Consider the following 26386-nt stretch of genomic DNA (forward strand, 5'->3'; position numbering starts at 1 on the left):
GCGGCTGAATACGACACGGAGTACCATCACCCACCCTTTTTGTTCTGGAACCGACCTGCATGCGTCCTGGTGCGACTACGCGTGACCGCTGGATCTGGATGACGTCCGCCGTGCTGCTGGCTGCGACCATCGCATTGGAGCTGGTGGTACCGCTCGGTTATGCGGTATGGCTGGCGTATTTCCTGGCCGTGGGCGTCACGGTGTTCCAGCGCAGTGCGCGCGCGCCGTTCATCGTGGCTGTGCTCGCCTGCGTCCTGCTGGTCATCGGTTTCAACATCGCCCCGGCCAGCTCGAACTCGGCGTTCTCGCTGGTCAACCGAAGCATCGGTGGTTGTGCGTTCCTGATGATCGCGCTGATCGTCTCCCGCGCGATCCAGGCACGCCGGGACGCAATGCGGGCGTTGTGGCTGCAGGAGGCCGAGAACGCGGTAGCGATGAGCCTGCGCGGCGACCTCGGCCCGGAGCAGATTGCCGAGGCGGCAGCCACCAGCCTGGGCGCGCAACTGGAGGCCGACGTCGGCGCCGTGTACCGGCTGGAAGGCGGACGACTGCAGCTGACCGGCGGCCTGGCGTTGCCGTCCGGCATGCCGGCGTCGCTGGCATTGCAGGAGGGCGTGGCCGGGCAGGTGGCGCGGGATGAGTGCATCCGTCACCTGGAGGGCAGCGACGACGCCGTACTTGAACTGCAGACCAGCCTGGGGCGGTTGCCGGTGCGCGAGCGCATCTTGGCGCCGATCAGCAGTGACGGCACCGTGGTAGGCATCGTCGAGCTGGGACGCGCCCGGGCGGGTGCGCAGCGCGACCTGGATCGCGAGCTGCTGGAGCGCTGCGCCGAGACCATCGGCATGGCGCTGCGTGCATCGCTGCTGCGCGCACAACTGGTGGTGCTGCTGGAGGAATCGCAGCGCCAGGGCGAGGAGCTGCAGGCCCAGCAGGAAGAGCTGCGCGTGGCCAATGAGGAACTGGAAGAGCAGAGCCGCAGCCTGCTGCAGTCGCAGAGCCATCTGGAAGAACAGCAGGCCGAGCTGGAACAGAGCAACGTCCAGCTGGAAGAGCGGACCCACGAGCTGGAGGCGCAGAAGCAGGCACTGCTGGTCGCGCAGAGCCAGCTGGTGCGCAACAGCAACGAACTGGCCGCGACATCGCGCTACAAGTCCGAGTTCCTGGCCAACATGTCGCACGAACTGCGCACGCCGCTGAACAGCTCGCTGATCCTGGCCAAGCTGCTGGCCGACAACAAGGACGGCACGCTCACCGAAGAACAGGTGAAGTATGCGCGTGCGATCCTGTCGTCCAACAACGATCTGCTGGCGCTGATCAACGACATCCTGGACCTGTCGCGCATCGAGGCCGGCCACGTCGAGCTGGCTGATGAAGTGGTGGTGACCGACAGCGTGCTGCAGCGCCTGCGCGAGACTTTCGAGCCGATGGCGCGGCAGAAGGGCCTGGCCCTGCAGATCGAGGCCGATGCGCTGGCGCCGAGCCAGCTGGTGGTCGACAGCCAGCGCCTGCAGCAGATCCTGAAGAACCTGCTGGCCAATGCGGTGAAGTTCACCGAGCATGGAAAGGTCAGCCTGCACGTGCGCGCGGCCGGCCAGGGGCGCATCCGTTTCGAGGTCTGCGACAGCGGTATCGGCATTGCCCGCGAGCAGCTGCAGGTCATCTTCGAAGCCTTCCGCCAGGCCGATGGCAGCACCCGTCGCCGCTACGGTGGCACCGGCCTGGGGCTGTCGATCTCGCGCGATCTGGCCGAGCGCATGGGCGGCAGCATCCAGGTCGACAGCGAACCGGGCCGTGGCAGCTGCTTCATTCTGGAACTGCCGTTGCAGGGCGCGCCCGCGTCGAGCGCCGCGGACATCGCCGCAGCCCCCGTGGCCTCGCCGGTCGCGGCCGCTGTGCCGGCGATGCAGGTGCCAGCAAGGGCTCCGGTGGCGCCGACGACGACGGTGCCCAGCGTGGCCGACGACCGCGGTCGTCGCCAGCACCCGGGCCGCCTGATCCTGGCCGTCGAGGACGACGCTACGTTCGCCGAAGCGCTGGTGGCCCTGGCCCATGAACTGGATTTCGACTGCGTGGTGGCCGGGACGGCCGAAGAGGCGCTGGCCCTGGCCGGCGAACTGCGACCGAACGGCATCCTGCTCGATATCGGCCTGCCGGACGTGTCCGGCCTGAGCGTGCTGGAGCGCCTGAAGCGCAACCCCGATACCCGCCATATCCCTGTGCACGTGGTCTCGGCAACGGACCGCAGCCAGGTGGCGCGCGAGCTCGGCGCGATCGGGTTCGCGATCAAGCCGACCACGCGCGAGCGCCTGGTGAGCGCCATCGAGCAGCTGGAACAGACCAGCCAGCGCGACGTGCGGCGCCTGCTGATCGTCGAGGACGACAGCGAGCTGCGCCACAACCTGGAACTGCTGCTGGGCCGTGATCAGCTGCAGATCGTCGCCGTGGGAACGCTTGCTGGCGCGCTGGAGCAGCTCAGCACGGTCACCTTTGATTGCATGGTGATGGACCTGTCACTGCCTGACGGCAGCGGCTACGACCTGCTCGAACACATGGCCGGCAACGATGACGTCGGCTTCCCGCCGGTGATCGTCTATACCGGCCGCGCGCTCGGTCGCGAGGAAGAACAGCGCCTGCGCCGCTATTCCAAGAGCATCATCATCAAGGGCGCGCGTTCGCCCGAGCGCCTGCTGGATGAAGTCACCCTGTTCCTGCACAGCGTGGAAGCCAGCCTGCCCACCGACCAGCAGCGCCTGCTGCGCGAGGCGCGCCGTCGCGACACCGTGCTCGATGGACGCACCGTACTGCTGGCCGAGGACGACGTGCGCAACATCTTTGCGCTGTCCAGCGTGCTCGAGCCGCTGGGTGTGACGCTGGAGATCGCGCGCAATGGGCAGGAGGCAGTGGACCGCCTGGCCGAGCGCGAAGTCGACCTGGTGCTGATGGACATCATGATGCCGGAGAAGGATGGCCTGGCCGCGATGCGCGAGATCCGCGCGCAGCGTCACCTGCAGGACCTGCCGATCATCGCGCTGACTGCCAAGGCCATGCCGGACGACCGTGAGCGTTGCCTGCAGGCGGGCGCCAACGATTACATCGCCAAGCCCATCGACGTCGACAAGCTGGTCTCGCTGTGCCGGGTCTGGTGCTCGCGGCAATGAACGAACAGGCGCTGTTCGACCTCGAACTGAAGGTCCTGCTGGAGGCGCTGTACCAGCGCTACCACTACGATTTCCGCAGCTATGCGGTGTCGTCGCTGCGCCGACGCATGCGCCAGGCGATGCAGCGCTATGAGTGCGAGCGGCTGGTCGACCTGCAGTACCGGCTGCTGCACGAGCCGGACCTGTTCGCCCAGGCCATGCAGTTCTTCACTGTGCAGGTCTCGGAGATGTTCCGTGACCCTGCGTATTTCCGTGAGCTGCGCGAGCAGGTGGTGCCAGTGCTGCGTACCTATCCCTCGGTGAAGCTGTGGGTGGCCGGCTGCAGCACGGGCGAGGAAGTGTGGTCGCTGGCGATCCTGCTGCATGAGGAAGGCCTGCTCGAGCGCAGCATCGTCTATGCCACCGACATCAATCCGGCCGCGCTGGCCACCGCCGAGGCGGGCGCCTATGGCATCGACCGGATGGCCCAGTTCAGCCGCAACTACCTGGCCGCCGGTGGCACCGCGTCGCTGTCGGACTACTACGCCACCGCCTACGATGGTGCGGTGTTCGACCGCCAACTGCGCCGCAACGTGGTGTTCGCCGACCACAGCCTGGCCACCGATACCGTGTTCTCCGAAGTGCACCTGGTGTCGTGCCGCAACGTGCTGATCTATTTCAACCGCGACCTGCAGGATCGTGCCGTCGGCCTGTTCCGCGAAGCGCTGGTGCACCGGGGCTTCCTTGGCCTGGGCAGCAAGGAGTCGCTGCAGTTCGGGTGCCACCACGATGCCTTCGAGGTCTGTTCGCGAGAGCACCGCCTGTACCGGAAGGTGGCCTGATGACGCTGCCGGTGCGTCCGGCCGTGCTGGTGATCGGCGCGTCCGCCGGTGGCGTGGCGGCCCTGCAGGCGGTGCTCGGTGCACTGCCGGCGAAGCTGCCGGTACCGGTACTGGCCGTGCTGCACCTGCCGCGTGACCGTACCAGCCGCATCGCCGAGGTGCTGGCGCCGTACTGCGCGTTGCCGGTGCGCGAAGCCGAAGACAAGCAGCCGTTGCAGCCGGGCACGGTGACGTTCGCGCCGCCGGATTACCACCTGCTGGTGGAGGACGAGGGGGCGGTGGCGTTGTCGGTGGATGCACCGGTGCTGTTTTCCCGTCCGGCCATCGATCCGCTGTTCGACTCCGCTGCGGCGGTGTTCGGCGCGCAGGTATTGGCCCTGCTGCTGACCGGTGCCAGCAGTGATGGCAGCGAGGGCGTTGCCGCCGTGCGCCGTGCCGGTGGCCATGCCTGGCTGCAATGTCCCGAGGAAGCCGAGGCGTCGATGATGCCCGCTTCCGCCCTGCAGTACGCCGGCGCCGATGCCGTGCTGCCCCTTGAACTGATGTGTCGCCGCCTGAAGGAGTTGTTTGCATGAACCTGTTGCCACCGGAACCTGCGCAGTCGCGGACCCCGGTCAACCTGCTGATCGTCGATGACGTGCCGCAGAACCTGGTAGCCATGCAGGCCCTGCTGCAGCGCGAAGGGGTCAACCTGCTGCTGGCCGGCTCGGGCGCGCAGGCGTTGGAGCTGCTGCTCGAGCACGAGGTGGCATTGGCCCTGCTTGACGTGCACATGCCGGAGATCGATGGCTTCACCCTGGCCGAACTGATGCGCGGTTCGCATCGCAGCCGCGACGTGCCGATCATCTTCCTGACCGCCTCTCCGGATGATCCCCTGCGCGTGTTCAAGGGCTACGAAAGCGGTGCGGTCGATTTCCTGCACAAGCCGGTGGCGCCGCAGGTGATCCTGAGCAAGGTCAACGTCTTCATCGAGCTGTACCAGCAGCGGCAGCTGCTGAAGGCGCGCAACGAGGCACTGGAGCGCGCGCTGAAGCTCAACGAGACGATGGCTGCCGTTTTGACCCACGACCTGCGCACGCCGTTGTCGGCGATCCTGCTGTGTGCCGACAAGCTGGCGCTGGAGCTTCCGGAAGACAACGCAGGCGCGCAGCAGACCCTGCAGTACCTGGAAGCCAGCACCCTGCGGATGGCGCGGATGGTCGAGCAGCTGCTGGATTTTTCGCGGATCCGCAGCGGTGGCCTGAGGCTGGAGGCAAGTGCCTGCGATCTGGCCGACGTGACGCGCGCGGTAGTCGCCGAGGCGGGCAGCGCGCATGGGGCGGACCGGATCCACCTGGACCTGCAGGGAGACACGCGGCTGCAGGGCGATCTGGATCGCCTTGGCCAGGTCGCCGCCAACCTGGTCGGCAATGCGCTGACCCATGGCAGCGAGGCGAGGGTGGAGGTGGATGGGCGCGACCCGCGCGGCGTACTGCTGCGGGTCAGCAACGCCGGCCGGATCGATGACGCGCTGTTGCCGCGACTGTTCGAACCGTTCAAGGCCAGCTTCCACCAGAGCAAGGGCCTGGGCCTGGGCCTGTACATCGTCGATCAGTTCGTCCGCGCGCACGGCGGGCGCATTGCGGCCCGCAACGAAGCGGGCCAGGTGGTGTTCGAGGCAATGCTGCCACGACGCTGCGACGGCACGGTCTTGGCGGCAACCTGAACGCTTCGGCCAGCGTTTCGGCGGACTGAGGCGGACTGGTCCGCAACTGCCAGCGTGGGCGCCTATTCTGTCAGGGAAGCGCCATGCCATTGCGCGCCATCGCCTACGTCAGCCGGGCGCTGCCGGACCTGTCCGCCGAGTGCCTGCATCGGCTGGTGGAGGACGCGGCACGATTCAACAAGCTGGCAGGGTGACCGGCGTGCTGCTGCGTGATGGCGAGCGTTTCCTGCAGTACATCGAGGGGCCACCGGATGGCATCGATCTAAGAGTGCATCCTGCAGGCAGGAAGCCACATCGACATCACCGGACTGGGACGCGGCCGCCTGGGCCAGCGCCAGTTTCCCTATTGGCCGATGCGTTCGCTGCCGGTCGACGCGTCAATGCTGCGCCAGCTTTCCTGCAGTGACCGGTCCGGATTCTCCCGGCGCCTGCAGGGCGATCGTTTGGCACCGACGCCAGTGGACCTGCTCGGTCAGGTGGTGCAGCCGGCGCTGCACGCAGGCTGATGGTCTGCGCCGGATTCAGCGCGAAGCAGCACCGCAGTACGCCGCATGCAGCGCCTGCAGCACGCCCAGTGCGGGCCCTTCAAGAACCCGGTAGTGGATCGCCTGCGCTTCGCGCCGGGTCGCCACGATATCCAGTCCGCGCAGCACCGCCAGATGCTGTGACAACGCCGATGCGCTCAGGCCGGTCAGTGCCTGCAGTTCCGGTACCGACGCTTCACCTTCCACCAGGCGGCACAGCACCCGCAGCCGGGCCGGGTGGGCCAGGCTTTTGAGCAGCGTGGCTGCCTGCGACGCGTGTTCGGCCATCGCGGCGCTGTCGAGCTGGGTCCGGGCCATGGTTGACCATTTTGTTTAGAATGATCTAATTTAGAATAATCTAAACAAATGGGCAATCCCATGTACGGCAGCGAAGAGGGCAGGGCATGAACCTGCCATGGAGTGCGGCGGCAGGTGGTGCGTTGATCGGCGCCGCCGCGGTGCTGTTGCTCGCCACCATCGGACGCGTGGCGGGCATCAGCGGCATCACCGCAGGCAGCCTGCGCGCAGGCAAGGGCGAGCGTGCCTGGCGCTGGGCCTTCCTGGCCGGCCTGACCGCATCGGCGGGGCTGGTGCTGTGGTGGCAATCGGTGCCCGAGGCATCGCCGCGTGCGCTGCTGCGTGATGCGCTGCCGGCATGGCAGTTGATGGGAGCCGGCCTGCTGGTCGGCTTCGGTACGCGGCTGGGCAACGGCTGCACCAGCGGTCACGGTGTGTGCGGCATGGCCCGCGCTTCGAAGCGATCGCTGGCGGCCGTGCTGGTGTTCATGGCCTGCGCGATGCTGACCACCTTCCTGGTCCGTCATGGCGGAGGCCCAACATGAGCCGCGCAGTCTGGGCCGCCGGCGCGGCGGGCGCATTGTTTGGCATGGGGTTGGCACTTTCGGGAATGACCGACGCGCGTCGTGTCCTCGGCTTCCTCGACATCACCGGTGACTTCGATCCCACGCTGCTGTGGGTGCTGGGCTCGGCGCTGCTGGTCAGCGCGATCGGGCAGCGGTGGGTGTTGCGGCGACAGCAGCCGCTGTACGCAGACCGCTTCCGGCTGCCTGTTACCCGGCGTGTGGATGCTCGCCTGCTGCTGGGTGCCGCGCTGTTCGGGATCGGCTGGGGCTGGGCGGGCTATTGCCCAGGCCCGGCCATCGCCGGGGTGGCCGTGGCGTCGCGCGAAGCCCTGTGGTTCGTGCCTTCGATGCTTGCAGGATTCTGGCTGCACGACCGCTTCGTCCGTTGAGGCTTTCACCCCTGTCTCACCCTGCCTGGGGTCCTATCTTCGGATCACGGGGAAAAGGAGTGCAACGACATGGCACGGATGAAGTGGATGGGAAGGGGAATGCTGGCGGTCGCGCTGGCCGCAGCCGTGGCACCGGCACTGGCCTGCACGCGCGCGGTGTACCTGGGTGACAACGGCGATGTGATCACCGCGCGCTCGATGGACTGGAAGGTCGATGTGGCGACCAACCTCTACATACTGCCGCGCGGCATTGCGCGCACCGGCCAGGCCGGCCCGAAGTCGCTGGCGTGGACCGCGCGCTACGGCTCGGTGGTGGCCACCGGCTACGACGTGTCGACCACCGATGGCATGAACGAAAAGGGCCTGGTGGCCAACCTGCTGTGGCTGGTCGAATCGGAGTATCCGCAGCAGCGTGGCAACAAGCCGGGCCTGGCGATTTCGCTGTGGGCGCAGTATGTGCTGGACAACTTCGCTACCGTGGAAGAGGCGGTCGCCGCGTTGAAGCGCGAGCCGTACTCGATCGTCACCGACAAGGTGCCCGGTGAAGATCGGCAGGCGACGCTGCACCTTTCGCTGTCCGATGCCAGCGGCGACAGTGCCATCGTCGAGTACATCGGCGGCCGCCAGGTGATCCACCATGACCGGCGCTACCAGGTGATGACCAATTCGCCGATCTTCGAGCAGCAGCTGGCGCTCAACAGCTACTGGCAGCAGATCGGCGGCACGGTGATGCTGCCGGGCACCAACCGCTCTGCTGACCGTTTCGCGCGCGCCTCGTTCTACATCAACGCCATTCCCAAGGCCGAGGATCCGGTGGAGGCCCTGGCCAGCGTGTTCAGCGTGATCCGCAACGCGTCGGTGCCGTATGGCATCACCACGCCGGGTGAGCCGAACATCTCATCCACGCGCTGGCGCACCGTGGCCGACCACAAGCGGCGGCTGTACTTCTTCGAATCGGCATTGACCCCGAACACCTTCTGGGTCGATCTGAACAAGGTCGATTTCGCCGGCAAGGTACTCAAGCTCGACCTCGGCAAGGACCAGCGCAATACCTTCGCCGGTGATGCACTGGGCCAGTTCGTGCCCAGCGCACCGTTCGCCTTCCTCGGCGTCGACGGTTAGTTCGACGCCTGGCTGGAGGCCGGGTAGACCGCCTGGATCGTGCAGCTGCCGCGCGTGTACTGCGGCAGCGGGGCGATGCTTTCACCGCGCAGATCGTCTGTCTCGAATTCGGCAGTCATGATCCGATCGCCGGGATTGCCACAGATCAGGCCGTTCTGCAGGCCCGAGTGGAAGCTCAGCTGCGGCGCGCGGTCGAGCTGGCGGCAGTGGCTGCCGAGTTCGACCCGGTAGTAGCGATGGCCGCCATTGCGGCGCGGATTGGTCTCCACCAGCATGCCCTGCGGGTCGGATGACCAGGCACGCACGTTGCGCGTGGCAAAGCAGTAGGACGGTGAGCCGCCGAAGCTGCGACGCACCTCCTTGCGTTCGCGGATGGTCACGGCAGGCAGGGTAGCGGTGCGCAGGCGGCCGCTGTCGCGGGCGACGCTGGCATAATCGCGATTCTGCAGCGGGGTGACCGCGCTGATGGTGCATCGGCGGCCGTCGACCACGACGCGTTCGCTGGGGCGGCCGCAGGCCCAGCCGGCGGGGGCTTCCAGTTTCAGTGAGGTGGCACCGCGGACGCCGGGACAATCTTCGTTGAAGTCGATCCGAAAGGGCTGGCCGGAGGCGGCGCGCAGTGCGATCGAGCGCGGTGATGCCTGCTCCACTTCCTGTACGCCGACAGCGTCCATGCAGTGCGGGGCCGGTGGCGTACGCTCCTGTGCGGAGACCGAAGCTGCGAGCGCCAGGCCGAGGCCGGTGGCGAGCGCCAGGGACACCTGCTGATGGGTCATGTCCTGCACTCCCTGCGTTGGATGACGGATCGACTATAGCAACGGTTTGCACGGCCGTTGTTACACGCGCACACTGCAAGGATGGGCGCCATCTTCCATCTGCGGCACTACGGCCAGGCCACCGGCCTGGACCGCCATGACTACGCGCAGTGGGTGCTGCCAGTGCAGGGTGAACTGCAGTTCGAAATGGAAGGCCGCGGAGGTCGGCTGGACGTGCTGCAGGGGGCATTCGTGGCCGCCGGTGAGGCGCATGACCAGATGGCTGATGGTCCCAATGGTTTCGTGATCGTTGACTGTCCTCCGGGCGTACTTGATGACGGCACGCAGGAGCATCTGTGCCGGCAGCGCTGGCTGCATCTGCCGCTGGCATTGCGCCGACGCCTGGCTGAGGTGCAGGCAGGGCAGTCGATGCCGGCGCTGCTGCCGCAGTTGCTGCAGGTATTTGCACCTGCCGGCAGTGGCGCGCGCATGCAGGGTCTGTGTGCGGCGGTCCAGGCCGACCCCGGGCAGGCGTGGCCGGTGGCGCGCATGGCGGCGTTCGTCGGGGTCAGCGAGAGCCGTTTGCATGCGCTGTTCCGGCGGGAGTTCGGGCTCAGCCCGCAGGCCTGGCTCAGCGCAAGCCGGTTGCGTTGGGCCAAGCACCAGCTGCGCACCAGCGTGGCGCCAATCAGCGATATCGCGCTGGCCGCGGGCTATTCCGAGCAGAGCGCACTGACCCGTGCGCTGCGCCGCGAGTGCGGCCAGACTCCCGCAGCGTGGCGCCGGGGCGCCGGACTGTAGGGTCGAGCCACGCTCGGCTTTGCGCACGCGCGGCCGGTCAGGGCAATAGCCTCGGTCAAGAGCGCCCGCTTGCCAGCGCTTACACTGCGCGGCCTGTTCTCTCCCCCCGAAGAACCCGAATGCGCAACAACCCGATGGCCCTGGGCATCGCCAATGGCGTGGCCGCTGGCGCGCTGTGGGGCGTGGTTTTCCTCGCGCCCGCCGTGCTGCAGTCGTTCAACGCCCTGCAATTGTCGGCCGGCCGCTATCTGGTCTACGGCCTGATCGCCGTAGTACTGCTGCTCCCGCGCTGGAAGCGGCTGGCACCGCAGCTGGGTCGCGCCGAATGGATCGGGCTGCTGTGGCTGAGCCTGGCCGGGAACCTGGTGTACTTCCTGCTGCTGGCCACGGCGGTGCAGTGGGCTGGCGGTGCGGCGGCGTCGCTGATTGTCGGCCTGATTCCGGTGGTGGTCACCCTGGTCGGCGTGCGCGAACAGGGTGCAGTGCCTTTGAAACAGCTGCTGCCGGCACTGGGCCTGTGCGTGCTGGGCGTGGCCCTGGTTGGTTGGGAAGCACTGATGTCCGAGCACCTGGCAACCCCGTGGCGGCAGCGCCTGATCGGCCTGCTGTGCGCGTTCGGCGCGCTGTTCTCGTGGGCGTTGTACTCGATCGGCAACAGCCGCTGGCTGGCGCGTCGACCGGACTTGTCCAGCCACGACTGGTCGCTGCTGACCGGCGTCACCACCGGCGGCCTGGCCCTGCTGCTGGTGCCGATGGCCTTCATCGGCCACACCAGCGGGCACACGGCGGCGCAGTGGAGTGGTTTCTGGGCAATCAGTGCCGGTGTGGCGGTGGTGGCCTCGATCCTCGGCAATGCGTTCTGGAACCGCGCCAGCCGCCTGCTGCCGCTGACCCTGACCGGCCAGATGATCGTGTTCGAGACGCTGTTCGCGCTGGCGTATGCCTTCGCCTGGCAGCAGCGCTGGCCTTCGCTGCTGGAAGCGCTGGCGATCGTGTTCCTGGTGGCCGGCGTGATGCTGTGCGCGCATGCCCATCGTACTCCACGGGCGATCGCCGAACATGCCGGCTGAATGCGTGCGTCAAGCGTGCTGATGCTGTCTTGGTCTCAGATGCAACCAAATGCCGGCACGTTGAGCGATGATCGCGGCGCTGGCTTTTTGCATCGCAGCACTTGACAGCAGGCCGGCGCTCAGTGTTTTCTGTGCGTCATGGTTCTTGATGCCGCCCACGCCAGCCTGATCGCTCCCGCCACTGCGGGCCGTTCGACTGCGCCGGTCGCCACCACCACCATTACCACCACCACCGTCACCACTGCCCTGGTGCGGCCCGTCGTCTTCGTGTAACTCCCGAAAACCACGGCCCCGCACCATACAGGTGGCGGGGAAACTCGACACCTGCATGCGACGGGGCCTCCTGCCGAGGTCTGCATGTCTTCCCACGCCCCCGCTCATCCCGTTGCCCCGGCCGATCTGGCTGCACCGTCCATCGTCGTGCACAAGTTCGGTGGCACCTCGGTGGCCGATGCCGAACGCTACCGCCATGTTGCGGGCCTGCTGCTGGCCCGTCCCGAATCGCTGCAGGTCACTGTCGTTTCGGCAATGAAGGGCGTCACTGACGCGCTGATCGAGCTGGCCCAGCTGGCGGCCAAGGGCGACGAAGCCTGGCGCGAGGCCTGGCATGCGCTGCGCGCGCGTCACCGTGGCGCCGCCGTGGCCCTGTTGGGCGAGCAGGTGGGCGAGACCGTCGAATGGATCGACGCCCGCTTCGATCAACTGGCCGAAGTGCTGGCGGCGCTGGCGGTGATCGGCGAGCTGCCGCGCGAAGTACTCGACCGCGTGCAGGGCCTGGGCGAAGTATTCTCCGCGCAACTGCTTGGCACCCACCTGCGTGCCTTGGGCGAAGACTGTGCGGTACTCGATGCACGCGACGTGCTGGTGGTCGGGCATGGCGAACTGGGTGTGGATGTCGACTGGGAGTCCAGCGCGGACCGCCTGGACAAGTGGCGCCTGCGGCATCCGCAGATGCGCCTGGTCGCCACCGGTTTCGTTGCCCGTGACCGCCATGACCGCATCACCACGCTCGGCCGCAATGGCAGCGACTATTCCGGCGCGATCTTCGCCGCGTTGTTCAATGCCGATGAACTGCACATCTGGACCGACGTCGACGGCGTGCTGTCGGCCGACCCGCGGCTGGTGCCCGAGGCGGTGCAGCTGGAGTCACTAAGCTACGACGAGGCCTGCGAGCTCGCTTATTTCGGCGCCAAGGTGGTGCACCCGCAGACGATGTCGCCGGCCATCCGCCTCGGCCTGCCGATCTTCATCCGCAATACCTTCCAGCCGGCGCATCCGGGGACGCGCATCAGCGCCGAGCGCTCGCCGCGCGGGCCGGTGAAGGGCCTGACCCTGAGCCCCGGGCTGTCCCTGTTGAACCTGGAAGGCACCGGCCTGATCGGTGTGCCCGGTACCGCCGAGCGCGTGTTCGCGGCGCTGCGCCAGGCGCAGGTGTCGGTGGTGATGATCTCGCAGGGTTCGTCAGAGCATTCGATCTGCTGCGTGGTGCGCGCTGCCGAAGCGGCGCGTGGCCGTGAGGCACTGCTGCACGCGTTCGCGCATGAACTGTCGGTAGGGCAGGTGCAGCGCGTGCAGGTCAGTGAGGGCGTCAGCGTGCTGGCGGCAGTGGGTGACGGCATGGCCGGCCAGCCCGGTGTGGCGGCGCGCCTGTTCGAGGCGCTGGGACGCGCGCAGGTGAACATCCTGGCGATCGCGCAGGGCTCGTCGGAGCGCAATATTTCTGTGGCGGTGGACAGTGCCGATGCCACCCGCGCATTGCGGGCCGCACATGCGGGCTTCTGGCTGTCGCCGCAGACGTTCGCGGTCGGCGTGATCGGGCCGGGCAACGTCGGCGCGGCACTGCTGGACCAGCTGCTGGCGGCCCGCCCGCAGCTGCTGGCCAAGGCCAATGTGGATCTTCGCCTGCGCGCGCTGGCCTCGCGTTCGCGCATGCGGCTGGAAGTGGATGGCCTGCACGCCGATTGGCGGGAGGCATTGCAGGACGCGGGCGAGCCCAGCGACCTGGATCGCTTCACCGAACATCTGCTGGCCGCGCACCTGCCGCATGCGGTGGTGATCGACTGCAGTGGCAGCGCCGACGTGGCCGAGCGCTATGAGGGCTGGCTGGCTGCCGGCATCCACGTGGTGACCCCGAACAAGCAGGCCGGTGCTGGCCCGCTGCCGCGCTACCAGCGCATCCGTGCTGCTGCGGCGGCCAGTGGTGCGCGCTTCCGCTACGAAGCCACGGTGGGCGCGGGCCTGCCGGTGATCACCACGCTGCGTGATCTGGTCGATACGGGCGACGAGGTGCTGGCGATCGAAGGCATCTTCTCCGGCACGCTGGCGTGGCTGTTCAACCGCTTCGACGGCAGTCAGCCGTTCTCGCAGCTGGTCGCGCAGGCGCGGTCGATGGGCTACACCGAGCCGGACCCGCGCGATGATCTTTCGGGCGTGGACGTGGCGCGCAAGCTGGTGATCCTCGCCCGCGAGGCCGGCCACGCGCTCAGCCTGGAACAGGTACAGGTGGAAAGCCTGGTGCCGGCGCTGCTGCGCGACGGCAGCGTGGATGACTTCATGGCGCGGCTGGGCGAGTCCGATGCCAGCCTGTTGCAGCGGTTGCAGGACGCGCGGGCGCGTGGCGCGGTGCTGCGCTACGTGGCACGGCTGGGCGCTGACGGTGCCTCGGTGGGCCTGCAGGAACTGCCCACCGACCACGCCTTCGCCAACCTTCGGTTGACCGATAACGTGGTGCAGTTCCGTACCCGTCGCTACTGCGACAACCCGTTGGTGGTGCAGGGTCCGGGGGCCGGCCCGGAAGTCACCGCCGCCGGTGTGTTTGCCGACCTGCTGCGGGTCGCGGCCGGTGAAGGAGCGCGCCTGTGATCGCACGTGCGTTCGCGCCGGCCTCGGTGGCCAACGTGGCGGTGGGCTTCGACATTCTTGGTCATGCCATCGCCGGTGTTGGCGATACCGTGAGCGTGGGCCGCATCGAGGAACCGCTGGTGCGCATCGAAGCGATCCGTGGCAGTGCGGTCGAGCTGCCGCTGGAGGCCGCCGGGAACACCGCGGGCGCTGCGCTGATGTCACTGCGCGAAGGCCTGGGCCTGGACTTCGGTTTCGCGGTGGAGATCGACAAGGGCATTCCGTTCGGTTCCGGCATGGGCGGTTCGGCAGCGTCATGCGTTGCGGCGCTGGTTGCCGCCAACGCGCTGCTGGATGTACCGCTGTCGCGCGAGGCGCTGTATCCGTTTGCGCTCGATGGCGAGGCGGTGGCCAGCGGTGGCCGCCACGGCGACAACGTGGGGCCGCTGCTGCTGGGTGGTCTTGCGCTGTGTACGGCCGACCGCCTGCTGCCAATTCCTGTGCCGGCGGCCTGGCACAGCCTGCTGGTGCATCCGCACGCGGTGCTGGAAACACGCCGTGCGCGCCAGGTGCTGCAGGGCAGCTACGCGCTGGGTGAATTCGTGGCACAGAGTGCGAACCTCGCGCTGGTACTCAGTGGTTGCCATCGTAGTGATGCGGCGCTGGTGCGGGCTGGATTGCGCGATGTGCTGGTCGAACCACGGCGGGCCGGCCTGATTGCAGGTTTCGAAGCAGCCCGCGATGCGGCGCTGTCGGCCCATGCAATGGGTGCGGGCATCTCCGGTGCCGGACCCAGCGTGTTCGCCTGGTTCGAGGACGCCGACCAGGCCCGCGCCGCTGCCGCACCGGTGCAGGCGGCATTTGCCGCCGCCGGTTTCGACAGCGATGCCTGGGTGTCGCCGCTGGATGCACCGGGAGCCCGCTTGTGCTGAATCCTTCCCCTTTACTGGATACCGAACCCATGCAATTTGTTTCGACCCGGGGTCAGTCCCCGGCCGTTGGCCTCAGTGCGGCGATCGCTGCAGGATTGGCGCCCGATGGAGGGCTGTATGTTCCGCAGGTGCTGCCGGCGCCACGTGAGCTGCGGGCCGGCGCAACGCTGGCCGATACCGCCGCCGATCTGCTGGCACCGTTCTTCGCAGGTGATGCTCTGGAGGCGGCGCTGCCATCGATCTGCCGCGAGGCGTTCGACTTTCCGGTGCCGCTGCGTCCACTGGGCGGCGGTGACCATGTGCTGGAGCTGTTCCATGGGCCGACGGCGGCGTTCAAGGATATCGGTGCGCGCTTCCTGGCCGGAACACTGTCGCGGCTGCAGGCCGGCAAGGACCGCGACCTGACGATCGTTGTCGCCACCTCTGGCGATACCGGTGCCGCCGTGGCGGCAGCCTTCCACCGCCAGCCGGGCGTGCGTGTGGTGGTGCTGTACCCGGATGGCCGCGTGTCACCGCGCCAGGCGCATCAGCTTGGCTGCTTCGGCGACAACATCCAGGCGCTGCGTGTGGCCGGGGCGTTTGACGATTGCCAGGCCATGGTCAAGCAGGCGCTGGCCGACCGTGACCTGCAGGCGCAGGTGCCGCTCAGCTCGGCCAACAGCATCAGCCTGGGCCGGCTGCTGCCGCAGATGAGTTACTACGCACATGCGGCGTTGACCCATTACGCAGCGCATCGTCGTCGGCTCAACCTGGTGGTGCCGACCGGCAATCTGGGCAATGCGATGGCCGCAGTGCTGGCGCGCGCGCTGGGCGTTCCGATCGGGCAGATCGTGCTGGCGACCAATGCCAATGCGGTGCTGCCGGCGTACTTCAACGGTGGCGACTATCAGCCGCAGGCCAGTGTGGCCACGGTTGCCAACGCAATGGATGTGGGGGCGCCCAGCAACTTCGAACGTCTGCGCTGGCTCTATCACGGTGATGATGCCGAGCTGCGCGCCGCCTTCCGCGCGTTCGCGGTGGATGACGTGACCATCCGCGCGACAATTGCGGCCGCGCATGCCAGTAGTGGCGAGCTGTTCTGCCCGCACACGGCGACGGCGGTGAAGATGTTGCAGGACCTGCGCGCGCGCGGCGCCAAGGGCGACTGGGCGGTGGTGGCTACCGCACATCCGGCCAAGTTCGAGGCAGTGGTGGAGCCCTTGATTGGCGAAGCAGTGGCCGTGCCGCCGGCGCTGGATGCGTTGCTGCAGCGGCCCGCGCACGCGGAACCGTTGGCTGCGGAGTATGCGGCGTTGCGTGAGGTGTTGCTGCGTTGATCGAAGGCATCTGGGGTTGCCGGCCAGCGTGCGCAACCCGTCCTCGTCGAGGATCTCCACTACGTTCAGGTGGGGCAGGGCGATCAACCCCTGCTGGCGCAGCTTGGTGAAGGTACGGCTGACCGTTTCCATGGTCAGGCCCAGATGGTCGGCGATGTCGCCACGCCCCATCGGCAGCGAGACGCGCAGGCCATCGCCACCCAGCTTGGCCTCGCGCGCGGCCAGGCGCAGCAGGAAGTCGGCCACTTTCTCGGCCGGCTGCAGCCGCGCCAGTGCCAGCGCGGCATCCTGCGCGGCGTCCAGCTCCTGGCAGGCACGCTGCAGCAGCTTGCGTTCCAGGTGCGGGAAACGGCTGCGAAGCGCCTTCATCTGCGGCAGCGCGACACGGCATACGCGGCTGTCTGCGATGGCCTCGATATCGTAGCGGTGGTGGTCACTGCCGCTCAGGCCCAGGTAGTCGCCAGGAAGCACGAAGCCATTGATCTGGCGGCGGCCATCGGCCAGGGTGCGCACCAGGCGCAGGGCGCCGCCGGTCAATGTATAGACATGGTCGCGCTCTTCGCCGGTGCGGGCCAGGGTACTGCCCATGCTGACCTGCAGGGAAACGGTGACCTGTTCCAGTGCCTGCACTTCATCGGGCGACAGCGCCGAGCACACCGCGAGGTGGCGAACCGAGCAGTGCAGGCAGTCCAGCGTGTTGCAGGACGGCGAGGCGGGATCGTTGGTGGCGGGCGGAGCGCCGGAAGGCCGTGACATGTTGCGGGGGCGTATCGCGGGCGGGGAGGGCCTTATGATACTTCAAGCGGCCGTTCGACCCTGCCCGAGGCGGGGGCGCTAGAATGTCGCCCCCTCCCACGTCCCGTTCCAGCAGGAGTTCCGCCCGTGATCAAGCCCCGTACCCCGCCCGGCACCCTTGAACTGTTGCCGCGCGAGCAGATTGCGTTCCAGCGCATGCTGGACGTGATCCGTCGCAACTACGAGCGCTTCGGGTTCCTGCCGGTCGAGACGCCGGTGTTCGAGCTGTCCGACGTGCTGCTGACCAAGTCCGGTGGCGAAACCGAGCGCCAGGTGTATTTCGTGCAGTCCACCGGTGCGCTGGCCAACGCCGCCGAATCGGGTGACCGTTCGCTGCCGGAAATGGCGCTGCGCTTCGACCTGACCGTGCCGCTGGCGCGCTACGTGGCCGAGCACGAGCATGAACTGACCTTCCCGTTCCGTCGCTACCAGATGCAGCGGGTGTACCGCGGCGAGCGCGCCCAACGCGGCCGCTTCCGTGAGTTCTACCAGTGCGACATCGACGTGATCGGCAAGGACAGCCTGAGCGTGCGATACGACGCCGAAGTGCTGGCGGTCATCCACGCGGTGTTCTCGGAACTGCGCATCGGTGACTTCAGCATCCAGCTGAACAACCGCAAGCTGATGCGTGGCTTCTTCGAGAGCCTGGGCGTGGCCGAGGGCGAGCGCCAGCTGGCAGTGCTGCGCGAAGTGGACAAGCTGGACAAGCGCGGCGCCGATTACGTGCGCGAGACGCTGGTGGGCGAGGGCTTCGAGATTGCGGCCGAGCAGGTCGAGAAGATCCTGGCGTTCGTGGCCGTGCGTTCGCAGGGCCATGCCGATGCACTGGCGCAGCTGGCCACGCTTGAAGCCGACGCCGGTTCTTCGGAGATCCTGCGTACCGGCGTCGCCGAACTGCGCGAAGTGCTGCAGCTGGTGCAGGCGCTGGGCGTGCCGGAAACCGCGTACTGCCTGAATTTCTCCATTGCGCGCGGCCTGGACTACTACACCGGCACCGTCTACGAGACCACGCTGACCGACCACCCGCAGATCGGTTCGATCTGCTCGGGCGGCCGCTACGAAGACCTGGCCAGCCACTACAGCAAGTCGAAGCTGCCGGGCGTGGGCATCTCCATCGGCCTGTCGCGCCTGTTCTGGCAGCTGCGCGAAGCCGGCCTGATCGATGGCATCGAGGGCAGCAGCGTGCAGGCGCTGGTGGCGCTGATGGACGAGCAGGGCATGCCGCAGTCGCTGGACATCGCGCGCCGCCTGCGCGCCGGTGGCATCAATACCGAAGTGCAGATGGAGCCGAAGAAGATCGGCAAGCAGTTCCAGTACGCCGCCAAGGCCGGCATCCGCTTCGTGGTGCTGGCCGGTGAGGACGAGCTGGCGCGCGGCGTGGTGGCAGTGAAGGACCTGCTGCGCGAGCAGCAGTTCGAGGTCTCCCGCGACGAGCTGGCCAGCACCCTGCAGGTCGAGCTGGAGCAGTCGAAGGTGATGTAACGGCCCCTGGCAGCATGCAGCGCTTCAATGAAACGCCCACCAATTGGTGGGCGTTTTCGTTTCCGGGCCCCGTTCCGGGGTCAGAGCCGTTTCCCTCTGGAAAACAGATCCGACCCCGGCCGTCCCAACAGCTCGCGACCACCTGTCGAGGGCGGGGTCGGTCCGGAACCCAGCTGTGCCGATGCTCCGGCCTCTGCGGGTGCGGGTGCAGGGCAGCAGCCCTGCCGCCCCTCAACCCTCGATTTGACGCACTGCGCAAGAATGCGCTAATGTACTAACGCGCTATTACATTGATGCATGGAAACGACCCCGTGAAAGCCCGCCCCGAAATTGCCGCCAAAGACCCGAAGGCCGACCTTGAGGCCCTGGCCCGGGCCTTTGCCGCCCTGCGCGAGCCGGAACAGGTCGAGGCCTTCCTGCGCGATCTGTGCACACCGGCCGAGCTGGAAGCCATGGCCGACCGCTGGAAGGTGGTGCCGCTGCTGCAGCAGGGCGTGCCGTATCGCGAGATCCACGAGCGCACCGGGGTCAGCGTGACCACCACCGGACGGGTGGCGCGAACGCTCGAGCATGGCCATCGAGGCTATGCCGCCGCCATCGACCGCCTTGCTTCGCGCTGATCCGCGCCCCGTTCCGAACTTCGAGACCTCCCCCATGAGTGCAACCCAGGCAGCGCCGGCACGAGACCGGCTGCGTATCGCCATCCAGAAGAGTGGCCGGCTGGCCGAGCCCGCCCGCAACCTGCTCAGTGCCTGTGGCCTGAGCTGGCGCGAGAGCCGCGACAAGCTGTTCTGCTACGGCGAATCGCTGCCGGTGGACCTGCTGCTGGTGCGCGACGACGACATCCCCGGCCTGATCGCCGACGGCGTTTGCGACCTCGGCATCGTCGGCCGCAACGAGCTGGACGAGCAGGCTGCGGCACGTCGCCAGATCGGCCTGCCGGATGCCTACCAGGCACTGCGCGGACTGGGCTTTGGCCAGTGCCGGCTGATGCTGGCGGTACCCGAGGAGTGGCAGTGGCAGGGACCGGCGCAGCTGGCCGGTGCCCGCATTGCCACCAGCTACCCGGCCATCCTCAAGCAATGGCTGGCCGAACAGGGCGTGGACGCACAGGTGGTCGAGCTGTCCGGGTCGGTGGAAATCGCCCCGCGCCTGGGTACCGCCGACCTGATCTGCGATCTGGTCTCCAGCGGCGCCACGCTGCGCGCCAACCAGCTGACCCCGGTGCACAACCTGCTCGACAGCGAGGCGGTGCTGGCCGGTGCGGTGCGCGTGCCGGATGATGCACGTGCATCGCTGCGCGCGATGCTGCTGCGCCGCCTCGACGGCGTGGTGCAGCGCCAGGACCGCAAGCTGTTGATGTTCCGCGCCAGCGAGGATCGCGTCGACGCGCTGGCGCAGCTGCTGGCCGATGCCGAGCCGCTGGTGCGGCTGCCGGCCGACGGCGGCGCACTGCGCCTGCAGACCATGTGCCCGGGCCCGCTGAGCTGGCAGCGCATGGAGGAACTCGAGCGCGCCGGCGCGCAGGGCTTGATGGTACTGAGCGTGGAGCGGTCGCTGGCATGAACCGTCTGATCTGGTCCCGACTTGATGAGGCCGCGCGCAGTGCGGCACTGACCCGCCCGGTGCAGACCGTGGCGCAGCAGACCCGCGATGCGGTGGCTACGCTGATTGCACAGGTGCGCGGGCAGGGCGATGACGCGCTACGTGCGATTACCGCACGTTTCGACGGCGTCGAGCTGCCATCGTTCGAAGTGAGCGAAGCCGAGTTCGCAGCGGCCGATGCCGCCGTCCCCGCCGAGCTGCGCCAGGCGATGGTCGAAGCTGCCGAACGCATCGCCCGTTTCCACGCCGCCGGCATGGGTACGGGGTATGCCGTGGAAACCGCACCGGGCGTGGTATGCGAACGCATGCTGCGCCCGATCGGCCGGGTGGGCCTGTATGTGCCGGCCGGCAGCGCACCGCTGCCGTCCACCGCGTTGATGCTGGGCGTGCCCGCGCAGCTGGCCGGCTGCCCGCAGGTGGTGCTGTGCACGCCGCCACGCGCCGACGGCACGGCCGATCCTGCGGTGCTGGTGGCCGCACGCCTGACCGGTGTGCAGCGCGTGTTCAAGCTGGGCGGCGCCCAGGCCATCGCTGCGATGGCTTACGGCACGGCCAGCATTCCGGCCTGTGACAAGCTGTTCGGGCCGGGCAACAGCTTCGTCACCGAAGCCAAGCAGCAGGTCGCACAGGACGGCGCCGCCGCCATCGACATGCCGGCCGGTCCCTCCGAAGTGCTGGTGATTGCCGATGCAGGTGCAAACCCGGCGTTCGTTGCAGCCGACCTGCTGTCGCAGGCCGAGCACGGCCCGGATTCGCAGGTGCTGCTGCTGACCGACGATACCGCGATGCTGGCGGCGGTCGAGGCTGAAGTCGAGCGCCAGGTGGCCTTGCTGCCGCGCCAGCAGATCGCACGCCAGGCGCTGTCGGCCTCGCGGCTGATCCAGGTCGATTCGTTGGACGAAGCCTTCGCGATCAGCAACCGCTATGCACCGGAGCACCTGATCCTGGCATTGCGTGATCCGCGTGCGTGGCTGGACAAGGTGCAGGCGGCCGGCTCGGTGTTCCTGGGTGATTACACCCCCGAGGCACTGGGCGACTACTGCAGCGGCACCAACCACGTGCTGCCCACCGCGGGTGCCGCACGTGCCTACAGTGGTGTCAGTGTGGCCAGCTTCCAGAACCTGATCAGCGTGCAGAGCGCCAGCGCCGCCGGCCTGGCAGCGATTGGCGGCTGCGCGCGCATCATCGCCAGTGCCGAAGGCCTGGATGCACATGAACGTGCGGTCGCAGTGCGCATGGAGGTGGCAGCATGAACGCGGCTATCGATGATGTGCTGGCACTGGTTCGCCCGGATCTGCAGGCCTTCGCCGGCTACAGCTCGGCGCGCAGCGCGGCGGTGCAGGGCGAGGTCTGGTTGAACGCCAATGAATCGGCCTGGGCCAATCCCGCTGATGCCGCGGGCAGCAGCCGGCGCTATCCCGAACCGCAGCCGTTGGCATTGCGCGAGGGACTTGCGGCGCTGTACGGCGTGACGCCACAGCAGCTGCTGATCGGTCGCGGCAGCGACGAAGCCATTGATCTGCTGGTGCGTGCCCTGTGCGTGCCGGGCCGCGATGGCGTACTGGTCACGCCGCCGGTGTTCGGCATGTACGCCGTCTGCGCACGCCTGCAGGGCGCCGCATTGATTGAAGTGCCGCTGGTGGACAGCGAGGATGGCCTGCGCGCCGATCTGGATGCGGTGATCGACACCGCCAGGGCGCGCAATGCCAAGCTGGTGTTCCTGTGCGCACCGTCGAACCCGGCCGGCAGTGATATCGCCCTGGACGAGGTCGAACGGGTGGCGGTTGCGTTGCGCGGGCAGGCACTGGTGGTGGTGGACGAGGCCTATGTCGAGTACGCGCAGCGTCCGTCGGCGACCACGTTGCTGGCCGTGCACGCCAACCTGGCGGTGCTGCGCACGCTGTCGAAAGCACACGCACTCGCGGCCGCGCGCATTGGAACGCTGATCGCCGCGCCGGAACTGATTGCCGTGCTGCGCCGCTGCCAGGCGCCGTATCCGGTGCCGACCCCGTGCGCGGAACTGGCCGTGCAGGCCCTGCAGCCGGCCGCGCTGGCACGCACCGCCGAGCGCGTGGCCACGGTCATCGCCGAGCGCGAACGCCTGCGAACGGCACTGGCCAGCCTGCCCGGTGTACGCCGGGTGTACGCCTCGTCCGGCAACTACCTGCTGGTCCGCTTCGCCGATGCGCAGGCGGCGTTCGATACGCTGCTTGCTGCAGGGGTGGTGGTGCGCGACCAGCGCGCCGCGCCGCAGCTGGGCGATGCGCTTCGCATCAGCATCGGCAGCCCGGAAGAGAATGACCGCGTGCTCGCGGCCCTGTCGGCGCGGAGGGCCGCAGCATGACCCCGATCCTGTTCATCGACCGCGACGGCACCCTCATCGAGGAGCCGTCCGATTTCCAGATCGACGCCTACGAGAAGCTGCGCTTCGTGCCGCAGGTGATCCCGGCGCTGCTGAAGCTGCGGGATGCCGGCTACCAGTTCGTGATCGTCACCAACCAGGATGGCCTGGGCAGCGACAGCTACCCGCGTGCCAGCTTCGATGGCCCCAACGAGCTGATGCTGCAGATCTTCGAAAGCCAGGGCATCACTTTCCGTGACGTGCTGATCGACTGCAGCTGGCCGCACGACAATGCGCCGACCCGCAAGCCGGGCATCGGACTGATGACGGCTTATCTGCAGGACCGCAGCATCGACTGGGCGCGTTCGGGCATGGTCGGCGATCGCATCACCGACCTGCAGTTTGCCGACAACCTCAACATCCGCGGTTTCCAGCTGCGCACCGCGCAGTTTGGTGGCGAGTGGGATTGGCCGGGCATTGCCCATGCGCTGGCCGATGCGCCGCGCACCGCCGTGGTCCAGCGCAACACGAAAGAAACGAAGATCCGCGTCGAACTGGACCTGGATTGCGCGGGTGATGCACGCATCTCCACCGGCCTGCCGTTCTTCGACCACATGCTGGAACAGATCGGCAAGCACGGTGGCTTCGCGCTGGACATCCAGGCCGAGGGTGACCTGCACATCGACGAACACCACACCATCGAGGATACGGGGCTGGCCCTGGGCCAGGCGCTGCGCGAGGCGCTGGGCGACAAGCGCGGCATCGGCCGCTACGGTTTCACCCTGCCGATGGACGAGACGCTGGCCAGCGCTGCGCTGGACTTCAGTGGCCGCCCGTACTTCGTGTTCGAGGGCGAGTTCAAGCGCGAACGCGTGGGCGATATGCCGACCGAGCTGGTGCCGCATTTCTTCCGCTCGCTGTGCGATGCCAGCGGCCTGAACCTCAACCTGCAGGTACGCGGCGACAACGATCACCACAAGGTGGAGGCGTGCTTCAAGGCCCTGGCCCGCGCGCTGCGTCCGGCGCTGGCCCGGCAGGGCACGGCACTGCCGAGCACCAAGGGGGCGCTGTGAGTGACGTTGCGCTGATCGATGCCGGCGGCGCCAACCTGGGCTCGGTGCGCTACGCACTGGAGCGCCTGGGTGCGACTGTGCGGCTGGTGCGCGATGCGGACGGTCTGGTCGGTGCGCAGCGGGTGATCCTGCCCGGCGTCGGCGCCGCCGGTCCCGGCATGCAACACCTGCATGCGCAAGGCCTGGTGGAACCGCTGCAGCGACTGGAGGTGCCGCTGATGGGAATCTGCCTGGGCATGCAGCTGCTGTTCGAACGCTCCGAGGAGGCGGGTGTGGAGACACTGGGACTGATTCCCGGCGTGGTGCGCAAGCTGGTGCCGGCCTGCGGCATCCGGGTGCCGCACATGGGCTGGAACCGCCTGCTGCCGCTGCGCGAATCGCTGCTGCTGCGCGGCGTGCCGGAGCGTGCCAGCGCCTACTTCGTGCACAGCTACGCCGCGCCCCTCAATACCCACACCGTCGCTGCCTGCGACCACGGCGGCCTGTTCACTGCCGTGGTGGAGCAGGGGCGTTACTACGGCGCACAGTTCCACCCCGAGCGCTCCGGCGAGACCGGCTCGCTGATGCTGCGCAATTTTCTCGAGGGCACTGCTGCATGAGTTTCATCGTCTACCCCGCGCTGGATATCCGCGACGGCCGCGTGGTGCGGCTGCGCCAGGGCGACTACGCGCAGGAAACCTCGTATGGCGACGATCCGTTGCCACGCGCGCAGGCCTTCGCCGCGCAGGGTGCGCAGTGGATGCATCTGGTCGATCTGGACGCTGCGCGCGCCGGTGGCTATACGCTGGCGCCGCTACTGTCGTCGATCCGCGCGCAGACATCGCTGCAGGTGCAGACCGGCGGTGGCGTGCGCGGCCGCGACGATGTGGCGCGCATCCTCGATGCCGGCGCCGGTCGCGTGGTGGTCGGCTCGCTGGCGGTGCGTCGCCCCGATGAAGTGGTCGGCTGGCTGGAGGAATTCGGCGCCGATCGCATCACGGTTGCGCTGGACGCGCGCCAGGATGCACAGGGGCAGTGGCAATTGCCGGTGCACGGTTGGACCGAGAACGCCGGAGTGACCCTGGATGACCTGGCCCAGCGCTACGCGCGCGCCGGCATGCGCCACCTGCTGTGCACCGACATCGCCCGTGACGGCATGCTGGCCGGGCCCAATATCGACCTCTATTGGCACCTGTCCGGCTTGTTGCCGGGTGTGGCGGTGCAGGCGTCCGGTGGCATCCGTGACGTAGCCGATGTGGCCGAGGCCCGTGCCGCCGGCTGCGGCGGTGCGATTCTCGGCAAGGCACTGCTGGAGCAGCGCATGGACCTGGCGGAGGCACTGGCATGTTGAGCCGCCGCATCATTCCCTGCCTGGACGTGCGCGATGGCCGCGTGGTCAAGGGCGTGCGCTTCCGCGACCACGTCGACATGGGCGACATCGCCGAGCTGGCGCAGCGCTATCGCGACCAGGGGGCGGACGAGCTGGTGTTCTATGACATCGGCGCCAGCCCCGAGGCGCGTTCGGTCGACGTGGCGTGGATCGAGCGCATCGCGCGGCTGATCGACATTCCGTTCTGCGTGGCCGGTGGCATCGACAGTGTGGAAACCGCGCGCCGCGTATTGTTCGCCGGTGCCGACAAGGTGTCGATCAACTCGCCGGCGCTGGGGCGCCCGGAGCTGATCACCGAGCTGGCGGACGAGTTCGGCGTGCAGTGCGTGGTGGTGGGCGTCGATTCGGTGCGCGAGGCCGACGGGCAATGGCGGGTGCGTCGTTTCAGCGGCGATCCGGACAAGACCCAGGCGGTGCCGCTGCGCACCCTGGACTGGATCGTCGAAGCACAACGGCGTGGCGCGGGCGAGATCGTACTGAACTGCATGGACAGCGATGGCGTGCGCCGTGGCTACGATGTCGTGCAGCTGCAACAGGCGCGGGCACTGTGCCAGGTACCGTTGATCGCCTCGGGCGGTGCCGGTGCGATGGAGCACTTCGCCGAAGCCTTCGACCAGGCCGACGTCGACGGCGCGCTGGCCGCCAGCGTGTTCCACAGCGGCGCCATCGCCATTCCAGAATTGAAGCGCTACCTGCGCGGACAGCAGATCGAGGTGCGGGATGTCTATTGAAGTCAGGCCGTCGTTGGACGCATTGCAGGCGCTGGACTGGGCCAAGGGTGACGGCCTGCTGCCGGCGGTGGTTCAGGATGCCGATACCCTGCAGGTACTGATGCTCGGTTATGTCAGCGCCGAATCGCTGGCGGCCACGCTGGCCATCGGCCACATGACCTTCTTCAGCCGCAGCAAGCAACGGTTGTGGACCAAGGGCGAGCAGTCCGGCAACGTGCTGGTGGTGCAGTCGATCAGCGTCGACTGCGATGCCGATACTTTGCTGGTGATGGCACGGCCGGCGGGGCCAACCTGCCACACCGGTGCAGAGAGCTGCTTCGACCAGGCGCCGAAGGATTTCCTGGGCGGGCTGGGCCAGCTGGTGGCGATGCGTGAGGCGCAACGCCCGCCGGGCAGCTACACCACCAGCCTGTTCGAGGGCGGCATCCGCCGTATCGCACAGAAGGTGGGCGAGGAGGGCGTGGAGACCGCCCTGGCGGCGGTGGCGCAGGATGATGAGGCGTTGCTGGGCGAGGCCTCGGACCTGCTGTACCACCTGCTGGTGCTGCTGCGCGCGCGCGGGCTGTCGCTGGATGATGCGCGCGCGGTGCTGGAAAAACGCCATCGTTGACGTGTGGTAGTGCCAGCCGCTGGCCGGCAAGCCCCGGATGCCCGACGTTCATGAGGCTGCCGGCCAGCGGCCGGCACTAC

The 26386-nt window shown here is 67.9% G+C and carries 25 protein-coding genes and 2 pseudogenes; 23 read left to right on the forward strand and 4 right to left on the reverse strand.

The genetic code is table 11. From position 1 onward, the window contains the following. Window positions 1–59 precede the first annotated feature (59 nt). The 5 genes and pseudogenes from AC5P6S_RS08995 (at window position 60) to AC5P6S_RS09015 (ending at window position 6193) form a co-directional block, all read left to right on the forward strand. Window positions 60–3161, forward strand: a complete 3102-nt coding sequence (locus AC5P6S_RS08995; protein WP_012480016.1) for a hybrid sensor histidine kinase/response regulator — start codon at window positions 60–62, stop codon at window positions 3159–3161. After that, window positions 3158–3982, forward strand: a complete 825-nt coding sequence (locus AC5P6S_RS09000) for a CheR family methyltransferase (protein ID WP_005409408.1) — start codon at window positions 3158–3160, stop codon at window positions 3980–3982. The genes AC5P6S_RS08995 and AC5P6S_RS09000 overlap by 4 nt, the downstream gene beginning before the upstream one ends. Continuing rightward, window positions 3982–4557, forward strand: coding sequence for a chemotaxis protein CheB (locus AC5P6S_RS09005; RefSeq protein WP_005409409.1), 576 nt, complete (start codon window positions 3982–3984; stop codon window positions 4555–4557). The genes AC5P6S_RS09000 and AC5P6S_RS09005 overlap by 1 nt, the downstream gene beginning before the upstream one ends. Next, on the forward strand, window positions 4554–5687 hold the full coding sequence (locus AC5P6S_RS09010; RefSeq protein ID WP_043035068.1) for a hybrid sensor histidine kinase/response regulator: 1134 nt from the start codon (window positions 4554–4556) through the stop codon (window positions 5685–5687). The genes AC5P6S_RS09005 and AC5P6S_RS09010 overlap by 4 nt, the downstream gene beginning before the upstream one ends. A gap of 83 nt (window positions 5688–5770) precedes the next feature. Next, window positions 5771–6193, forward strand: a pseudogene (locus AC5P6S_RS09015) (BLUF domain-containing protein). Window positions 6194–6208: 15 nt separating this feature from the next. Here AC5P6S_RS09015 and AC5P6S_RS09020 read toward each other — a convergent pair. Next, window positions 6209–6529, reverse strand: a complete 321-nt coding sequence (locus tag AC5P6S_RS09020; RefSeq protein ID WP_043035069.1) for an ArsR/SmtB family transcription factor — start codon at window positions 6527–6529, stop codon at window positions 6209–6211. A gap of 86 nt (window positions 6530–6615) precedes the next feature. On the opposite strand from AC5P6S_RS09020, the gene AC5P6S_RS09025 reads away from it, so the two are divergent. The 3 genes from AC5P6S_RS09025 to AC5P6S_RS09035 all read left to right on the forward strand — a co-directional run bounded on the left by AC5P6S_RS09025 (window position 6616) and on the right by AC5P6S_RS09035 (window position 8585). After that, window positions 6616–7053 carry a YeeE/YedE family protein gene (locus AC5P6S_RS09025; protein ID WP_043035070.1) on the forward strand — a complete coding sequence of 146 codons (438 nt, stop codon included), beginning with the start codon at window positions 6616–6618 and terminating at the stop codon, window positions 7051–7053. Beyond that, on the forward strand, window positions 7050–7463 hold the full coding sequence (locus AC5P6S_RS09030; protein ID WP_005409414.1) for a DUF6691 family protein: 414 nt from the start codon (window positions 7050–7052) through the stop codon (window positions 7461–7463). The genes AC5P6S_RS09025 and AC5P6S_RS09030 overlap by 4 nt, the downstream gene beginning before the upstream one ends. Window positions 7464–7532: 69 nt before the next feature. Next, window positions 7533–8585, forward strand: coding sequence for a linear amide C-N hydrolase (locus AC5P6S_RS09035; RefSeq protein WP_012480021.1), 1053 nt, complete (start codon window positions 7533–7535; stop codon window positions 8583–8585). Here AC5P6S_RS09035 and AC5P6S_RS09040 read toward each other — a convergent pair. After that, window positions 8582–9361 carry a DUF6491 family protein gene (locus AC5P6S_RS09040; RefSeq protein WP_414489474.1) on the reverse strand — a complete coding sequence of 260 codons (780 nt, stop codon included), beginning with the start codon at window positions 9359–9361 and terminating at the stop codon, window positions 8582–8584. The two genes, AC5P6S_RS09035 and AC5P6S_RS09040, sit on opposite strands and share 4 nt — an antisense overlap. An 81-nt stretch (window positions 9362–9442) precedes the next feature. On the opposite strand from AC5P6S_RS09040, the gene AC5P6S_RS09045 reads away from it, so the two are divergent. Both AC5P6S_RS09045 and AC5P6S_RS09050 read left to right on the forward strand, forming a co-directional pair. Then, a complete protein-coding gene (locus AC5P6S_RS09045; RefSeq protein ID WP_065183931.1) occupies window positions 9443–10141 on the forward strand; it encodes a helix-turn-helix transcriptional regulator in 699 nt (232 codons plus the stop codon). A gap of 119 nt (window positions 10142–10260) precedes the next feature. Beyond that, window positions 10261–11211, forward strand: a complete 951-nt coding sequence (locus tag AC5P6S_RS09050) for a DMT family transporter (protein WP_414489475.1) — start codon at window positions 10261–10263, stop codon at window positions 11209–11211. Window positions 11212–11220: 9 nt separating this feature from the next. On the opposite strand, the gene AC5P6S_RS09055 is transcribed toward AC5P6S_RS09050, so the two are convergent. Then, window positions 11221–11541 carry a hypothetical protein gene (locus AC5P6S_RS09055; RefSeq protein WP_181501337.1) on the reverse strand — a complete coding sequence of 107 codons (321 nt, stop codon included), beginning with the start codon at window positions 11539–11541 and terminating at the stop codon, window positions 11221–11223. A 27-nt stretch (window positions 11542–11568) separates the two neighbouring features. Here AC5P6S_RS09055 and thrA point away from each other — a divergent pair, with 27 nt between their 5' ends. From thrA to thrC, 3 genes are read left to right on the forward strand one after another with little or no spacing between them, the layout of a single operon-like run. After that, entirely contained in the window at window positions 11569–14073 is a 2505-nt protein-coding gene (gene thrA, locus AC5P6S_RS09060) for a bifunctional aspartate kinase/homoserine dehydrogenase I (RefSeq protein WP_111196607.1), read from the forward strand. Beyond that, entirely contained in the window at window positions 14070–14984 is a 915-nt protein-coding gene (locus AC5P6S_RS09065; RefSeq protein ID WP_111196605.1) for a homoserine kinase, read from the forward strand. The genes thrA and AC5P6S_RS09065 overlap by 4 nt, the downstream gene beginning before the upstream one ends. A gap of 29 nt (window positions 14985–15013) precedes the next feature. Beyond that, window positions 15014–16300 carry a threonine synthase gene (gene thrC / locus AC5P6S_RS09070; RefSeq protein ID WP_065183927.1) on the forward strand — a complete coding sequence of 429 codons (1287 nt, stop codon included), beginning with the start codon at window positions 15014–15016 and terminating at the stop codon, window positions 16298–16300. A gap of 15 nt (window positions 16301–16315) precedes the next feature. Here thrC and AC5P6S_RS09075 read toward each other — a convergent pair. Then, window positions 16316–17056: pseudogene (locus tag AC5P6S_RS09075) on the reverse strand (Crp/Fnr family transcriptional regulator); the annotation flags it as partial. A gap of 126 nt (window positions 17057–17182) precedes the next feature. Here AC5P6S_RS09075 and hisS point away from each other — a divergent pair. The 10 genes from hisS to hisIE all read left to right on the forward strand — a co-directional run bounded on the left by hisS (window position 17183) and on the right by hisIE (window position 26306). Continuing rightward, on the forward strand, window positions 17183–18577 hold the full coding sequence (gene hisS, locus AC5P6S_RS09080) for a histidine--tRNA ligase (RefSeq protein ID WP_065183925.1): 1395 nt from the start codon (window positions 17183–17185) through the stop codon (window positions 18575–18577). Between the two features lie 311 nt (window positions 18578–18888). Further along, the gene (locus AC5P6S_RS09085; RefSeq protein WP_005416326.1) at window positions 18889–19197 is read left to right on the forward strand and encodes a YerC/YecD family TrpR-related protein; all 309 of its coding nucleotides are present in this window, start codon (window positions 18889–18891) and stop codon (window positions 19195–19197) included. Window positions 19198–19231: 34 nt separating this feature from the next. Continuing rightward, window positions 19232–20143, forward strand: coding sequence for an ATP phosphoribosyltransferase (gene hisG / locus AC5P6S_RS09090; RefSeq protein ID WP_012480030.1), 912 nt, complete (start codon window positions 19232–19234; stop codon window positions 20141–20143). Next, complete coding sequence (gene hisD / locus AC5P6S_RS09095; protein WP_012480031.1) at window positions 20140–21435, forward strand: histidinol dehydrogenase; 1296 nt, start codon at window positions 20140–20142, stop codon at window positions 21433–21435. The genes hisG and hisD overlap by 4 nt, the downstream gene beginning before the upstream one ends. Beyond that, window positions 21432–22526, forward strand: a complete 1095-nt coding sequence (gene hisC / locus AC5P6S_RS09100) for a histidinol-phosphate transaminase (RefSeq protein WP_005409427.1) — start codon at window positions 21432–21434, stop codon at window positions 22524–22526. Before hisD ends, hisC begins: the two co-directional genes overlap by 4 nt. Further along, on the forward strand, window positions 22523–23596 hold the full coding sequence (gene hisB, locus AC5P6S_RS09105) for a bifunctional histidinol-phosphatase/imidazoleglycerol-phosphate dehydratase HisB (protein WP_005409428.1): 1074 nt from the start codon (window positions 22523–22525) through the stop codon (window positions 23594–23596). The genes hisC and hisB overlap by 4 nt, the downstream gene beginning before the upstream one ends. Then, complete coding sequence (hisH, locus tag AC5P6S_RS09110; protein ID WP_087803382.1) at window positions 23593–24195, forward strand: imidazole glycerol phosphate synthase subunit HisH; 603 nt, start codon at window positions 23593–23595, stop codon at window positions 24193–24195. Before hisB ends, hisH begins: the two co-directional genes overlap by 4 nt. After that, window positions 24192–24926, forward strand: coding sequence for a 1-(5-phosphoribosyl)-5-[(5-phosphoribosylamino)methylideneamino]imidazole-4-carboxamide isomerase (hisA, locus tag AC5P6S_RS09115; protein WP_065183922.1), 735 nt, complete (start codon window positions 24192–24194; stop codon window positions 24924–24926). The genes hisH and hisA overlap by 4 nt, the downstream gene beginning before the upstream one ends. Next, entirely contained in the window at window positions 24920–25696 is a 777-nt protein-coding gene (gene hisF / locus AC5P6S_RS09120) for an imidazole glycerol phosphate synthase subunit HisF (protein ID WP_005409431.1), read from the forward strand. The genes hisA and hisF overlap by 7 nt, the downstream gene beginning before the upstream one ends. After that, a complete protein-coding gene (hisIE, locus tag AC5P6S_RS09125; RefSeq protein ID WP_005409432.1) occupies window positions 25686–26306 on the forward strand; it encodes a bifunctional phosphoribosyl-AMP cyclohydrolase/phosphoribosyl-ATP diphosphatase HisIE in 621 nt (206 codons plus the stop codon). The genes hisF and hisIE overlap by 11 nt, the downstream gene beginning before the upstream one ends. Window positions 26307–26386: the final 80 nt, after the last annotated feature.

It is taken from the genome of Stenotrophomonas sp. YJH_SMC_119 (assembly GCF_059368315.1).